Here is a 13,355-nt window from a genome sequence, read left to right on the forward strand (position 1 = left end):
ATTTTCAATTTTGAATAAGTTACTAGTCATTGGTTTTGTTTGGCCAGAGCCTAAAAGTTCTGCTGCCGGCAGTCGAATGCTTCAATTGATTCAACAGTTTCAAAATCAAGATTATGAGGTCACATTTGCCTCGGCTGCAAAAACTTCTGAAAACACCTATGATTTATCTTCGTTAGGCGTAAAAACAGAAGAAATAAGATTAAATGATAGTAGTTTTGACGATTTTATATCAGAATTAAATCCTCATGCTGTTTTATTTGATCGGTTTATGACTGAAGAGCAATATGGTTGGCGTGTTGCAGAAAAGTGCCCTGACGCTCTACGAATATTAGATACTGAGGACTTTCATGGCTTGCGAAAAGCTAGAGAACTCGCATTGAAGGATGGTGTTGATGTAACAACTTCGTATTTACAAAACGACACCACAAAGCGTGAGATTGCTAGTTTATACCGATGCGACCTCAGTCTGATGATCTCGGAGGCAGAAATCGATATTTTAACTAAGCAATTCAGTATTGATAGGAGATTATTGTACTATTTACCGTTTTTGCTCGAACCAATTTCAAAAGAAATAATAAACCAATTACCTGGTTTTAATGAACGTTCACATTTTATTTCCATTGGTAATTTTTTACATCCGCCAAATTATGATGCTGTTCGTTACCTTAATGAAACTATCTGGCCTTTAATAAGAAAGGAATTACCTCATGCCGAATTACATTTTTATGGAGCCTATGAATCTCAGAAGGTCACACAATTGCATAATGAAGCGCAAGGATTTTTAGTTAAAGGTTTTGCTACAGAGGTCAGTGAGGTTATGCAATCTTCCAAGGTCTGTTTGGCACCTTTGCGATTTGGCGCCGGACTTAAAGGTAAACTGATTGATGCCATGCAAAATGGGACGCCTTGTGTTATGACCTCAATTGCTGCTGAAGGCATGTTTAATTCAAGTACTGATAATGGTCCGTTCGAGGTTAATGGGTTTATAGAAAATGATCCTCTGGTTTATGCTCAAAGGGCTGTGGAATTATATACCAACCAAAAACTTTGGAATTCTAATCAAGCGATAGGTTTTAATGTTATAAATGAGCGATTCAACAAAAACGCTTTTGAAAATGCTTTCAGAAATAAAATTGAGGACTTAACTCATCATTTGAAAACACACCGTCAGAAAAACTTCATCGGGACCATGTTACAACATCAGACTTTACAAAGCACTAAGTATCTAAGTAAATGGATCGAGGAGAAGAACAAGAATTAATACGCTATTTTTTATAAACTTTCACCCAATCTACTTCCATAACCGAACTGTCCACGTAATTTTTCGAATTTCGATCAGAAATGAACCAACCACCAACAGCTGTGTTTAAAACTACTTTCTGTTTTTTACCAAACATGTTGTTAATGTTGTTGTTTGGCGCAGATTGATAACTGTGTAGTAGCTCCCCATCGAATAAGAGATCTATGCTATTTTCACGCCAGATCATTTCATAAATATGAAATTCTTTAGTGAGATCCTTTCCTATATGATGCTTAATTTCGGTATTGGAGTTGATGTTTATGCTAGGTTCTCGACCAAAAAATAAATTACTCGAATAGTCTTCAGGTTCACCACCTCGTGCTTCAAGGATATCAATTTCGCCAGTGGTTGGCCATGGATCACCGTATGTCCAGAAGGCTGGCCACATACCATGTCCAGGAGGTAATTTTAATCTAGCCATAAACCGATACTCACGTTCACCTTCGGCATCGCTGGGGCCGAACAGCGTCTTGCTTTCTATCCGCCCTGAAACATATTCAAAATCCTTTAAAGCATTATTAATTGGATTAGTAACACCACGAGCGGCTTCGCGTTTTATGTTAATTTCAAGTATGCCATTATTTAAAGTTACCTGCTCGGGCTGGTAGAACTGAATTTCATTATTAAAGGCACCGCTCTTCCAGATATTCCATTGCTCAAGGCCTTTATCAAAATTATCTTCAAAAATTAAAGTCCAATCTTTTGTTATGACTTCACTTGTATCTGTGGATAATGATTTTTCATTCTGCTTGCAGCCCGTTAGCCCGATTATTAGGAATAGTGCAAGGATATTTTCAATTACAAAGCTAGATCTATAGTGCATTTTATTTGACTTTATGTAAATATAACCATACCAATGAAATTACTCACGAGTTGCAACATAGATTTAACAGGTTGATGTGATCGATTTGGAAATTTAGAAAATGTAAAGTATATTTGTCATATAGTAAAAATAATTTTACTTAATATAAAAAGTATTTGTCATGAATTTTAAAAAAATAAATGAATGTGAGCGTAGTAGATTAGAGCGTTGGTCTCAATTTCAATTGTCGCACCGATGGAAACGAGTTGGTATAATAATTTGTTTAGTGGCCTTCGGAATTCTAACAAGTCTGAAGTTTATGGATGGTGAATTCCTTGAACATAGGTTTGTATTGAGACGTGCCATTTTGATAGGACTATTGATCATTACCTTATCTAAGGAGCAACTCGAAGATGAAATGATCGTTTCTCTTAGAGCAAAATCATTCACACTTGCTTTTGTTTTAGCAGTTTTATACGCTTTGATTCAGCCCTTAGTAAATGCATTGGTATTTTATATACTAGACTCAAAAGATATCTCCAATGGGTTCAGCTATTTTCAGGTATTATCATTTATGCTATTAATACAGATTCTTTTTTTCGAAGTTTTAAAGCGCAATAGATAATGGAAAATACAATTAAAGTTGAACGCGCAATTCTGAGTATTACTCAAGATGAATTAGCTAAGAAGATTGGTGTCTCCCGACAGACCATAAACTCTATTGAGGCCAATCGTTATGTGCCATCCACAGTATTAGCATTGAAATTATCTGAGGTATTTAATAAACCCGTTAATGCGTTTTTTAAGCTTACTGAAGACGATTAGTTGAAAATTGTAATATCATGAAAATCAACTTTTTGATGACATTTTTTTAGTATTTCGATAGAATAGTGTAAAACAAAAAACTACACTATTATGAAATCTAAAATTCAATCAATTACAATCCTTTTTCTATGTCTAATCTTTGGATCGTGTTCATCCGATGACGAAGGAAATGTAACTATAACTCCTGAAGGTCAATGGTTTATAAATTCACTGCTCGTAGAATCGTCCTTCGATTTTAATAATGATGGCAATGCTTCAAGAGATTTGTTCTTAGAAACACCTTGCTACGCTGGTAACTTCATCGAGTTTTTTGATAATGGTAGTGTTACTATCGATATTGACTTCACCTATATTTTTGTGGACAACACAAATACCCAAGATTTTGAATGTCAGAATGGCTTCGGAATAAGTTCAACTTGGACACAAAATGGCAATACCATTACCGTGGCAAACGATGACGAACAAGGTGACATTATTGGCACAATCAATGGTAATACCATAACAGTAACCATTTTAAATGGTTTTGAAATAGAAGTTTACAATACGCTAACCGGTCAGGTTGATATCGTAACCGAAGATTTCACTATAGTATTTACAAGACAATAAATAGAATTACAACAGTACTTTGCGCATTTCGATCATACCTTCAGTTGCTGTTTTAGCAATGACCTGAATGTTTGAATCGCGCACTGTGGCTGGTTTGGGATCTATGTAATAGATAGGCGTATTAGCACTTACATAGTGCATTAATCCAGCTGCAGGATAAACTTGCATACTTGTGCCAATAATTAATAAAATATCTGCAGTAAGGCATATTTCAACGGCTTTTTCGATCATAGGAACATCCTCACCAAACCAAACAATATGTGGTCTTAATTGATAACCTTTCTCGCAGGTGTCACCAAGGTTGATGTCTTCGGTCCATACTTTTACATCTCTTGGATTCCCAGTACTGCGTACTTTTTTTAATTCGCCATGAAGATGTACTACATTGCTACTACCAGCACGCTCATGCAGATCATCTACATTTTGAGTTACAATGGTTACTTTATAATTTTTTTCTAGGGCCGCTAAGTCTTTATGTGCCTGATTAGGTTCTACTTCTTTTAGTTGTCTACGTCTTTGATTGTAGAAATCTAAAACGAGCGCAGGATTTTGTCTGAAGCCTTCTGGAGAAGCTACCTGCATAACGTCGTGTCCTTCCCAAAGACCATCATGATCTCTAAAAGTTTTAACGCCACTTTCGGCACTCATTCCTGCACCGGTAAGTACTACGATATGTTTCATGCTATTGTGTTAGGACTTACGCTTCCATTTTTTATACACTTTAGACGCTAGGAAAGCTTCGAGAGGGTTAGAGCCATCAGCCTCGTCTTCTTCTAAAAAGTCGACCAATAGCTTTTTCTCATATCCCTTTTCAATTAAGATTTCAACCGTAGAAATAATTTCTTCAAATCGCTCTTGAAAATTTAGACTTACAATATAACCAACATAACCTTCGAGCAAATCGGGATAATTGTCAATCATATATTTATAATTCTTTTCAGCTTTTTCAAAATCTTCACTCATCATAAACAGATTCCCTCTAATGAGATTTAGAAAGTCATCTTCGGTTTCATATTCGAGTTTATTGACATTTTGGAGTGCTTTATCAAAATCACCTTTTAAAATATTGAAGTCAATTTCCTTCAGATAAAGCGTAGGATCATTTGGGTAGAGTTCAGCAAATTCAACTAAATCCTCTTCATATATTTTATCATTATAATTACTGGCGTAATTCCCTTTCAGAAGTAAAACAAACTTCTCTTTTGAAAAAGGACCTTTTAATTCATCAATGGTTTCATAAGCCTTTTTAAAGTTGCCTTTCTCGGCAAACTCTTTGGCTTCAAGGAGTTTTATAAACTCATTCCCTGTGTTTTTATTAAACAGCTTTTTAAAGGTTTTCTTTGAGGGTTGAGAAAGCAGTAATACTCTGCGTAATGTGGAAGAAATATTTTCTCCTGTGATATAAATGTAGATATCGTTAAACTTGAATTTTTCACCATCCCAGCACACTTGGTAATCGTGATAATTGATACCAATATCTTCGGAATAAAGTCTAAAAGTAAAGTAATACGTCATTACTTCAGCGCTATATTGATAGTTCACCAAATTATAATAAGCGCCATTTTCAATTGCATTAAGGATGTTCTGTGATAGTCCTTTTGTGGTATCGTTAATACCACTTAAAAAGCCCTTAGTAAATTCGTCATTAGTATCGATATTGTACCCACTAACGATTCGATTTTCAAAAGAACATTTGTCAAATTTTTCGTCAAAGCCTGTCTTTTCGTATTCGAAGAATGAATCTTGAATATACTCTGCAAGTGCAATGACCTTGGCGTCATTTTCTTCAGTCTCTTCTAGAAGTTGGCACGAACAGTCTTTATTGTTATCTTGTGTAAATCCAATTTGGTGCAATGAAAGCGTCAATAATAACGCAAATAGAATGGTATTATGTTTCATAGTCAATATTTATAAGTATAAATATAAACTTTTATGGCAGATATAGAACTCCTTAATTATCTTGAATCTTATCTAACCGAAAATCGACGCGAGCGATTCAGAAAGGTATTAGCACAACGCACCAAACATTTTACAGTTGCTACTGAAGATGTCTATCAATTACACAATACGAGTGCGGTGATCAGATCCTGCGATATTTTTGGGATTCAGGAAGTGAATATTGTGGAAGAGATCAACTCAAAACGAATTGATCGTGAAATAGCAATGGGTGCTCAGAAATGGGTAGATTTAAATAGATATAATACGGTAAATTCTTGTATCCAAAACCTAAAGAATAAAGGCTATCAAATTGTTGCTACAAGTCCACATGTTGATGGATATGATTTGGTAGATTTTGATATTACGAAGAAGTCTTGTTTTTTCTTCGGAAGAGAAACAGAAGGGTTATCGCAACAAGTTATAGACGAAGCGGATACTTTTATTAAAATCCCAATGTTTGGTTTTACTGAAAGTCTGAATATTTCAGTTTCAGCAGCTATAATTCTACAACATGTAACCTCCAAATTGCGCAAATCAAACCTAAATTGGCAGCTCACTGAAGCTGAATTGATTGAAAAACGATTCGATTGGATTAAAAAAACCATTAAAAATTATGATGCTATTGTAGAACGATATAAGTCTCAAGCTTAATTTTTTGTAACTTTAAGTACTAACTAAAAAATCAAAAAATCATGTTGACTGCACTTTATATCGTTGGTGGTATTATTGCCGTTATCGTCTTTCTGGCCTTAGTAGCACCCAAAACGTATCACGTAAATCGAAGTATCACTATTGAGAGACCCATAGCTGAAGTCTTTAGTTATTTAAAATCCATTAAAAACCAAAACGAATGGTCACCTTGGAAAAAGAAAGATCCGAATATGACCCAAGAATTTGTTGGCACAGACGGAGAAGTTGGGTTTATTTCTAAATGGGAAGGCAATAAAGATGTAGGAACTGGTGAGCAAGAAATAGTTGCTATCGCGGAGAACGAATCTATAAAAAGTCAATTGCGCTTTTTTAAACCATGGAAATCTCAATCAGATGCCTACATTAATACCACTAAGCTTAGTGATCATTCAACTGAAGTGGTTTGGGGGTTTTCGGGTGTAAATAAGCCACCTTCTAATATTTTCTTTTTGTTTTTTAATATGGATAAAACCGTTGGAAAAGATTTTGAAGAGGGCCTGAATGACTTAAAACAAATTTTAGAATCAAATTAAAATATTATGGTTGGTTGGTTTGAAATTCCGGTAAATGATATGAATCGTGCCATTGCCTTTTATGAGGCTGTCTTTAAGGTTGAAGTGAAAGAGGTAGATTTTGGAGGCTTTAAAATGGGATGGTTTCCTGATAATAATGGTGCCTATGGCGCCACAGGAACTTTAGTTCAGAATGAGGCTTATGTGCCGTGTCAGGATGGTACTTTGGTTTATTTTATGAGCAAGGATGTTCAAAATGAACTTGATAGAGTAGAAGCGGCAGGTGGAAAAATTCACCAAGGGAAAACTCAGATATCAGAAGAGCATGGTTATATGGGTGTTTTTATTGATACGGAAGGAAATCGCGTTGCGCTGCATTCTAAAGCCTAGGCTTTATTTTTCTTCTTTTTGTTTTTGCGCTCTTTACTGCGTTGAATAACTTTATATTCTTCGTAGCATTCGCTAATGGCATCTAATATTTGAAGATCATTTGCCGTGTTTATAAAGTCTACAGAATAGTTACATTGGTTTACAATCTCATCCAAATCGTATTTGGTAACCTGAAGTAATACCATAAGCATTTCTCGATCGAAGCGCTTAGCAAGCTGATTTCTAATCTCATCATCTTCTTTGATCTTCTTCAACTTTTGCATCTCATTAGGCTTCTTTCCAAACATTTTGTACAAGAAGTCTGCAGGATTGAAAATAGCACCTAACACCTTGGTGGCAACATTGGTCTTTCGACCTTCATAAGCCTTACCGTATAAACCAGAAATTCGGTATTGGTTGTTATTTCGAATGGGAACCTGCTTCATATCTACTTCAAGATAGCCGGTAAGTTCTAGTGATTTTACGGTCACTTCTTCTAAGGCCAGAGCCAATTCGGTCATTACAATTTCAGTATTACCAAATTTCAACCAGTCGTTTGTAACTCTTACTTTAATTGATTTGTAGCCTAAATAGGAAAGGTGCAGCGTGTCATTGGCTTTGGCTTTAATTTCAAATTTACCATCATCATCTGTAGCCGTTCCAACAACTTGATTGATATTCACGATATTCACCTCACTCAAAGGTCCCTCGGTCGTAGAACTGGTGATCGTCCCTTTTACGGTTTCAGGAGTTTTGGTGGCTGTACTGTCTTGACTATGGCTATATACTATAGTAAAACATAAAATTATCGCTAATAAATATCGCATTTGTACAATTTACAATGTAAAGGTAGTAAACAAAACCGATTTTGTGTCTTGATATTACCGATTTGACTAAATATTAACAGCTATAACTTAAATTTTACGCCAAATTGATACTTCAATTTAACGGGGTCTACTTAGTCTATTTTCTTCTAGAACGACGTGGTCGATCTGATGCTGACCGTCTATTTTTCTTAGAGCCCGAAGCACCTCGTCTTCCAGAGTCCTTTGATCTTCTTGAACGTCTTTCGCCGCGTGGTTGTTCATCTCTATTTCGTCTTCCTCGTTTTCTGTCGCGTTTGCCGCCGCCGCTTCGACCTCTATTTTCGGTGATCTCAACATTTACGAAACGTCCATTATATTTAAAGTCGGTAAAAAAGGACAAGACTTTCTCTTGCAAGGCTTTTTCTGTGTTAAAAAATGAAAAACTGTCCTTCACATCAACCTTAAAAACGTCGTCTCGACCTAATTCTAAAATTGCTTTTAAAAAGTCTTTTAAAGACATCCAATCGTATCCATCTTTGCGACCAACATTGATGAAATAACGCACATCGTCAGACGAACGTTCCCTTGAATGACTCTCTCCAGATTCTGAAACTGTAAGATCTTTAGAGTCTTTATAATAATTGAAAAATCGTGTAAACTCTACCGAAAAGAACTTTTTGATCAGCTCTTCTTTATTGGTGTCTTCAAACAAATCGTTGATACTATCCAGGTAGGGATCAATTTCGTGGTTAACTTCAGTATTATGGACTTTATTGGCCAAGCTCATTAGCTGAACTTCGCAAATTTCCATTCCAGATGGAATGTCTTTCTTCTGAAATTGCTTTTTAATAATTCGCTCAATACTCTTTATTTTTCGCACCTCACTTTTAGCAACAATCACCATTGAAACGCCAGTTTTACCTGCACGACCAGTTCTTCCGGAACGATGTGTATAGGTTTCAATTTCATCTGGTAGTTGGTAATTGATCACATGCGTAATATCATCAACATCTATACCTCGTGCAGCAACATCGGTTGCCACCAACATTTGAATTTGATTATTTCTGAAGGCTTTCATCACCAGATCGCGTTGATTCTGACTGAGATCACCATGAAGTGCACCGGCGTTATAGCCGTCTTCTACTAGTTTTTCAGCAACACGCTGCGTATCGCGCTTTGTTCTACAGAAAACAACAGAGAAAATATCAGGATTTGCATCGGCCAATCGCTTAAGTGCTAAATAACGATCACGCCCGTTAACCACATAGTATTCGTGTGATACCTGATTGGTGCTTTCATTGCGGTTACCAACTGTTATCTCTAAAGGATCGTACATGAATTTCTTTGCGATTGAAGCCACCTCTTTTGGCATGGTTGCAGAAAATAACCAGGTACTTTTTTCCATTGGAGTATGTGCTAAAATATCAGTAATATCCTCGTAGAAACCCATGTTAAGCATTTCATCGGCTTCGTCTAATACACTGTATTCGATTTTTGAAATGTCGACAAGTTTGCGACTAATCATGTCTTTCATTCTACCTGGAGTGGCAACGACAATCTGCGCCCCTTTTTTAATTTGATTCGCTTGCTCAGTAACGCTAGCACCACCATAAATAGCAACGACATTAAGACCTTTACAGTACTTACCATAAAGCTTTAACTCGTTTGTAATTTGAAGACAAAGTTCGCGTGTTGGAGATAAGATCAGTCCTTGTGTAGTGCGACTCTTAATATTGATTTTTTGAAGCATAGGAAAACCGAAGGCGGCTGTTTTCCCTGTACCTGTTTGTGCTAAAGCTACAAGGTCGCGCTCTTCTTCTAATAGAACCGGAATTGCTTTTTGTTGAACTTCGCTAGGTGTAACGAATCCTAAATCGTTAATAGCATTAAGAAGGTCTTCGTTAAGACCTAATTCTTGGAATGTACTCATTCTTGTTTGATGTATGCGATAAATTTATGTAGTGTTACATAAGAAGCGTATCGACATACAATTAACCTGAACTTCTGGTAACACGTCCTCACCCTGAGGATATTCTCAACGTAGCTTTAACTAAGTCAAGTTTTACATTCTACTTAAAACTATTTTGCAGAACGGGTGCAAAGATAGGCTTTTATCGGATTATAAATCAGAAAATCAATATATTAATCAAAGTTAGTCGATTCTTTCAAAAAATAAATTTCTCACACGTCCTGTAGTAACGGTAAGCCCACTAATACTTTTGTCCTTATCTCGTAGAAACTTAATAATGTTTCCGCCAATAATGAAAACATCGGGCTTGGCTGTGCTAAGTCCAAAATCACTGGCTCGAGAGTGTGTTCCGACTAATTGATCGTCTTTAACAATAAAGTCGTAGGTTGTACTGAGTTCCTCGCTGTAATAAGACCCTGCAAACTCTTTCAACGAGGTAGCGTTGTAATTTGGAGGTGTAAATTCTTCTGAAATAATAGGATCTTCGTTGTTGATAACAACAGTCATGATCTTGTTATTATCACTTCCTGTGAAATCAACGTATAAGTCAACGCCCACATTCAACATTTTAAATTTGTTGCTCGCAACAGGTGCAAGTTTACTTTCATTACTTGCTCCGCGATTGTACATTAAGGTATCGTTTTTTACATAAATTCTGCGAGCATAGCTTCCAGGTTCATTCCAATAGCTCCCTTCAAATGCTTTTAATTCTTTATTACTTAGTACAATAAACGCGTCATCTTTCTGATTTTGATTATTCTGATCACTTGAGTTTTGTACTTCGAATTGGTCTTCAAGGAACAAATCTGCAACCTGAAGTGCCAAACCCGTCGGATTGGCTTGAGCCAAATTACTAAATACCATCACAGCAAAATCTTGTTCTGGAAAGCGTCCCAAATAACTGCGATAACCAGCATCGGCACCACCGTGTTGGATTTGCTTTAAACCTTTATAATCATTAACAAATTGACCATAAGCACCGCCAAATTCAGATCCGTTGTTAAGAACGGCAAGTGTGTTCATTTTAGAAACGATGTCTTTTATATCGTCTTTTGGGCGATTGAGATGCATAGACCAAAGCGCTAAATCTTCAACCGTAGTAAATAGGCTAGTGGCACCAACGTTGGCGTAGCTCAAAACACTTTTTTTATAGTTACCACCTTGATTATAATAAGAGTAGGCGCGGTCTTTCACAATTTTTTCATGATCATCATAAAATAGTGTTTTGTTCATTTTAAGAGGTGCGAAAATATTTTCGTGGGTAAACTCTGCAAAAGATTTCCCGGATATACGAGCTACAACTTCAGCTAATAAGGTAAACCCAGTATTGCAGTAAACATATTCTTCTCCAGGTTGAAAATTGAGCTCCTTTTGCTTTTTAACCATTTTCATGATATGCTCTTTTGTGATCACATCATCCCAACGCCAGCCGGCTAGATTCAATAAACTCCACTGATCGCGCATACCACTGGTATGTGAAGCCAAATGTCTTAATGTGATTGTTGTACCAAAATCTGGAACCTCAGGAATGTGCTTTCTGATATCGTCATCAAAGGAAAGTTTACCTTGTTGTTCGAGCAATAAAATTGAATAAACCGTGAACTGCTTCGACACTGAAGCAATATGAAAAACGGTAGATGGTGTCACCGGAATGTCATATTCGAGCTGAGCACTACCATATCCTTTTTTAAAGACCACTTCGCCTTTACTAACCACAGCAACAGCCGCACCAGGTTTATTGATATCGTTATAGTTTTTGAAAATCTCATCGATTTTCTTTTCAATGTCTGTAGTGTTATTATCCTGCGTAAATGCACATAGTCCTGAGAAGACAAGCACTACCAGAATAGCTTGAGTGCTTAGTTTTTTGATTGATTTCATGGTTTAGTATTTCTCACTAAAATACTAAAAATGAAGTGAATATCATCAATTGATAAATCAAAAGATCAGTGTCAAAATATAGTGTTTATTCAGCCGACTCCCAATTTGCAACCTTAATAACTTCATTTAAATAATTCAATTCGTTTTCCCAGAGATCGTCACTTCCCATTTGTTCTCTGAATTGAAGAATTCCGCTTTTGGCATTGATCACGGCATCTTTAAACCAAGGAAATTCTTGTGCACACGTTAACAGCTTTGCCATTCCTCTTAGACTTTCGCCTTTATTTAATAGCCAAAAGGCATGCTGACTTCTAAAATAAGGGCAGTGGTAAAATTCTTCTGCTGCTCTATCCCAGGTAATTTCATCAGTTTGTTCATTAGACAATAGGCCTACAGCATATACCGAAGAATGTAATATGTCATTATTGAAGTCAATAATTTCAATGACATTTATTTCATCTTTACCCCAAGAACTTAGTTTACTATTTTTAATGACAGCTTCGTAGATCTGATGTGCTTCGTCGTGTTTACTTTGTAAATGTAATGCGTCTGCCAAGATAATTTGAGCCTTTTTATGATCCTTTTCCTTAGCTAAGGCCTTATTGGCAAAATCTACACTCTCGTCGAGTTTATTTAAGAAAAAGTAACATTTAGCTAATGCGGCAAGATAATCGGGATCTTCTAGGTTATCATCTTTAACAAATTCATTATGAAACATAAGAGCTTTTTCAGGGTATCTGTCAATGACGAACCTTTCAATAATCTGTGATTTTGTCATTTTACTCAGATAAATGTCATCGAGAGCAGAAAAAATCACGCTTCGTTTATCCCAAACAGATTGTATGTTTTTCCATTCGTTATAGGCGCCTTCAAAAGCATGGGATGGTGGTATAACACGACCCTTTTTATCTTTGAAGGTATATTCTATTTCACCGCCTGGATATCCCATATATCTTATGAGAGCGTCGTTAAAGTCGACTGTGAATTCTGTGTCTTCGGTGATTTTCTTCTTGCCAAATAAATTGTTGAACATAGATGTTTGCTTTATGATTGATTTAAATAGTTAATTAATTGCTGAACCGCCTTTCCACGGTGACCGATCTTATTTTTTTCTTCTAATGAAATTTCCGCGAAAGTTTGGTCATAACCTTCGGCTTTAAAAATCGGATCATATCCAAAGCCTTTTTCGCCATGTTTTTCTTTAGTTATTTCACCTTTACAAATTCCTATAAAAGTTTTGAACTGTCCATTGAGGTGCAAGGCAATGACCGTTTTAAACTGTGCTTTCCTAGAATTCTTTGTCTCTAACTCGGTTAGGAGTTTGTCCATATTGTCACTGGCATTTCGCTGTGGCCCTGCATAATGAGCTGTGTCAACACCCGGAGCGCCATTTAAGGCTTCTACTTCCAACCCTGTATCATCAGCAAAACAATCATAGCCGTAATTTTCCTTAATGTAATTTGCCTTCTGTTGAGCATTACCTTCAATGGTTCCGGTGGTTTCAGGAATTTCTTCAATACAGTTTATGTCTTTCAAACTGAGCAATTGTATGTGCTGCGGCACAAGTGATTGAACTTCTTTAATCTTATTAGGATTGTTGGTCGCAAAGACGATTTGCATGGAGACATTGATTTTATTCAAATATAATTACATAATC

Annotated in this window: 15 protein-coding genes; 7 read left to right on the forward strand and 8 right to left on the reverse strand. The window is 36.3% G+C overall.

The window, feature by feature from the left end; all coding sequences use genetic code 11:
• The first annotated feature begins 10 nt into the window (after positions 1-10).
• On the forward strand, positions 11-1,261 hold the full coding sequence (locus DDY94_RS09990; RefSeq protein ID WP_111683958.1) for a glycosyltransferase: 1,251 nt from the start codon (positions 11-13) through the stop codon (positions 1,259-1,261).
• 4 nt (positions 1,262-1,265) lie between these two features.
• Here DDY94_RS09990 and DDY94_RS09995 read toward each other — a convergent pair whose 3' ends face one another.
• Positions 1,266-2,123 (reverse strand): glycoside hydrolase family 16 protein, encoded by an 858-nt coding sequence (locus tag DDY94_RS09995; RefSeq protein ID WP_111683959.1) that lies wholly within the window; start codon positions 2,121-2,123, stop codon positions 1,266-1,268.
• A 160-nt stretch (positions 2,124-2,283) separates the two neighbouring features.
• On the opposite strand from DDY94_RS09995, the gene DDY94_RS10000 reads away from it, so the two are divergent.
• The 3 genes from DDY94_RS10000 to DDY94_RS10010 all read left to right on the forward strand — a co-directional run bounded on the left by DDY94_RS10000 (position 2,284) and on the right by DDY94_RS10010 (position 3,533).
• Complete coding sequence (locus DDY94_RS10000; protein WP_111683960.1) at positions 2,284-2,727, forward strand: hypothetical protein; 444 nt, start codon at positions 2,284-2,286, stop codon at positions 2,725-2,727.
• Complete coding sequence (locus DDY94_RS10005) at positions 2,727-2,927, forward strand: helix-turn-helix transcriptional regulator (protein ID WP_111683961.1); 201 nt, start codon at positions 2,727-2,729, stop codon at positions 2,925-2,927. The genes DDY94_RS10000 and DDY94_RS10005 overlap by 1 nt, the downstream gene beginning before the upstream one ends.
• Before the next feature lie 90 nt (positions 2,928-3,017).
• Complete coding sequence (locus tag DDY94_RS10010) at positions 3,018-3,533, forward strand: hypothetical protein (protein WP_111683962.1); 516 nt, start codon at positions 3,018-3,020, stop codon at positions 3,531-3,533.
• A gap of 6 nt (positions 3,534-3,539) precedes the next feature.
• Here DDY94_RS10010 and DDY94_RS10015 read toward each other — a convergent pair whose 3' ends face one another.
• Together DDY94_RS10015 and DDY94_RS10020 are read right to left on the reverse strand one after the other, a co-directional pair.
• Positions 3,540-4,214 (reverse strand): SIR2 family NAD-dependent protein deacylase, encoded by a 675-nt coding sequence (locus DDY94_RS10015; protein WP_111683963.1) that lies wholly within the window; start codon positions 4,212-4,214, stop codon positions 3,540-3,542.
• 9 nt (positions 4,215-4,223) lie between these two features.
• The gene (locus tag DDY94_RS10020) at positions 4,224-5,432 is read right to left on the reverse strand and encodes a tetratricopeptide repeat protein (protein WP_111683964.1); all 1,209 of its coding nucleotides are present in this window, start codon (positions 5,430-5,432) and stop codon (positions 4,224-4,226) included.
• Between the two features lie 33 nt (positions 5,433-5,465).
• On the opposite strand from DDY94_RS10020, the gene DDY94_RS10025 reads away from it, so the two are divergent.
• The 3 genes from DDY94_RS10025 to DDY94_RS10035 are packed head-to-tail and all read left to right on the forward strand — an operon-like array spanning position 5,466 to position 7,063.
• Complete coding sequence (locus DDY94_RS10025) at positions 5,466-6,122, forward strand: TrmH family RNA methyltransferase (RefSeq protein WP_111683965.1); 657 nt, start codon at positions 5,466-5,468, stop codon at positions 6,120-6,122.
• A gap of 41 nt (positions 6,123-6,163) precedes the next feature.
• Positions 6,164-6,694: an SRPBCC family protein gene (locus DDY94_RS10030; RefSeq protein ID WP_111683966.1), complete on the forward strand. Its 531-nt coding sequence runs from the start codon at positions 6,164-6,166 to the stop codon at positions 6,692-6,694.
• Positions 6,695-6,700: 6 nt separating this feature from the next.
• Positions 6,701-7,063, forward strand: a complete 363-nt coding sequence (locus DDY94_RS10035; RefSeq protein ID WP_111683967.1) for a VOC family protein — start codon at positions 6,701-6,703, stop codon at positions 7,061-7,063.
• Here the strand turns inward: DDY94_RS10035 and DDY94_RS10040 are convergent.
• The 5 genes from DDY94_RS10040 to DDY94_RS10060 form a co-directional block, all read right to left on the reverse strand.
• Positions 7,060-7,869 (reverse strand): carboxypeptidase-like regulatory domain-containing protein, encoded by an 810-nt coding sequence (locus tag DDY94_RS10040; RefSeq protein WP_111683968.1) that lies wholly within the window; start codon positions 7,867-7,869, stop codon positions 7,060-7,062. The two genes, DDY94_RS10035 and DDY94_RS10040, sit on opposite strands and share 4 nt — an antisense overlap.
• A gap of 136 nt (positions 7,870-8,005) precedes the next feature.
• Positions 8,006-9,778: a DEAD/DEAH box helicase gene (locus DDY94_RS10045; protein WP_111683969.1), complete on the reverse strand. Its 1,773-nt coding sequence runs from the start codon at positions 9,776-9,778 to the stop codon at positions 8,006-8,008.
• 222 nt (positions 9,779-10,000) lie between these two features.
• Entirely contained in the window at positions 10,001-11,698 is a 1,698-nt protein-coding gene (locus DDY94_RS10050) for a serine hydrolase domain-containing protein (RefSeq protein ID WP_111683970.1), read from the reverse strand.
• An 85-nt stretch (positions 11,699-11,783) separates the two neighbouring features.
• Positions 11,784-12,731 carry a tetratricopeptide repeat protein gene (locus DDY94_RS10055; protein WP_111683971.1) on the reverse strand — a complete coding sequence of 316 codons (948 nt, stop codon included), beginning with the start codon at positions 12,729-12,731 and terminating at the stop codon, positions 11,784-11,786.
• A gap of 11 nt (positions 12,732-12,742) precedes the next feature.
• Positions 12,743-13,318, reverse strand: coding sequence for a non-canonical purine NTP diphosphatase (locus DDY94_RS10060; RefSeq protein WP_111683972.1), 576 nt, complete (start codon positions 13,316-13,318; stop codon positions 12,743-12,745).
• Between the last annotated feature and the right edge of the window lie 37 nt (positions 13,319-13,355).

The sequence above is a fragment of the Winogradskyella tangerina genome (assembly GCF_003260205.1).
Taxonomy (GTDB): domain Bacteria; phylum Bacteroidota; class Bacteroidia; order Flavobacteriales; family Flavobacteriaceae; genus Winogradskyella; species Winogradskyella tangerina.

Excerpts from the sequence above, each read along its gene's own strand:
- DDY94_RS10055 (WP_111683971.1), bottom strand. The coding sequence starts at position 12,731 with ATGTTCAACAATTTATTTGGCAAGAAGAAAATCACCGAAGACACAGAA.
- DDY94_RS10005 (WP_111683961.1), top strand. The coding sequence starts at position 2,727 with ATGGAAAATACAATTAAAGTTGAACGCGCAATTCTGAGTATTACTCAA.
- DDY94_RS10030 (WP_111683966.1), top strand. The coding sequence starts at position 6,164 with ATGTTGACTGCACTTTATATCGTTGGTGGTATTATTGCCGTTATCGTC.
- DDY94_RS10040 (WP_111683968.1), bottom strand. The coding sequence starts at position 7,869 with ATGCGATATTTATTAGCGATAATTTTATGTTTTACTATAGTATATAGC.
- DDY94_RS10050 (WP_111683970.1), bottom strand. The coding sequence starts at position 11,698 with ATGAAATCAATCAAAAAACTAAGCACTCAAGCTATTCTGGTAGTGCTT.
- DDY94_RS10045 (WP_111683969.1), bottom strand. The coding sequence starts at position 9,778 with ATGAGTACATTCCAAGAATTAGGTCTTAACGAAGACCTTCTTAATGCT.
- DDY94_RS10015 (WP_111683963.1), bottom strand. The coding sequence starts at position 4,214 with ATGAAACATATCGTAGTACTTACCGGTGCAGGAATGAGTGCCGAAAGT.
- DDY94_RS10035 (WP_111683967.1), top strand. The coding sequence starts at position 6,701 with ATGGTTGGTTGGTTTGAAATTCCGGTAAATGATATGAATCGTGCCATT.
- DDY94_RS10000 (WP_111683960.1), top strand. The coding sequence starts at position 2,284 with ATGAATTTTAAAAAAATAAATGAATGTGAGCGTAGTAGATTAGAGCGT.
- DDY94_RS10060 (WP_111683972.1), bottom strand. The coding sequence starts at position 13,318 with ATGCAAATCGTCTTTGCGACCAACAATCCTAATAAGATTAAAGAAGTT.
- DDY94_RS09995 (WP_111683959.1), bottom strand. The coding sequence starts at position 2,123 with ATGCACTATAGATCTAGCTTTGTAATTGAAAATATCCTTGCACTATTC.
- DDY94_RS10020 (WP_111683964.1), bottom strand. The coding sequence starts at position 5,432 with ATGAAACATAATACCATTCTATTTGCGTTATTATTGACGCTTTCATTG.
- DDY94_RS10010 (WP_111683962.1), top strand. The coding sequence starts at position 3,018 with ATGAAATCTAAAATTCAATCAATTACAATCCTTTTTCTATGTCTAATC.
- DDY94_RS10025 (WP_111683965.1), top strand. The coding sequence starts at position 5,466 with ATGGCAGATATAGAACTCCTTAATTATCTTGAATCTTATCTAACCGAA.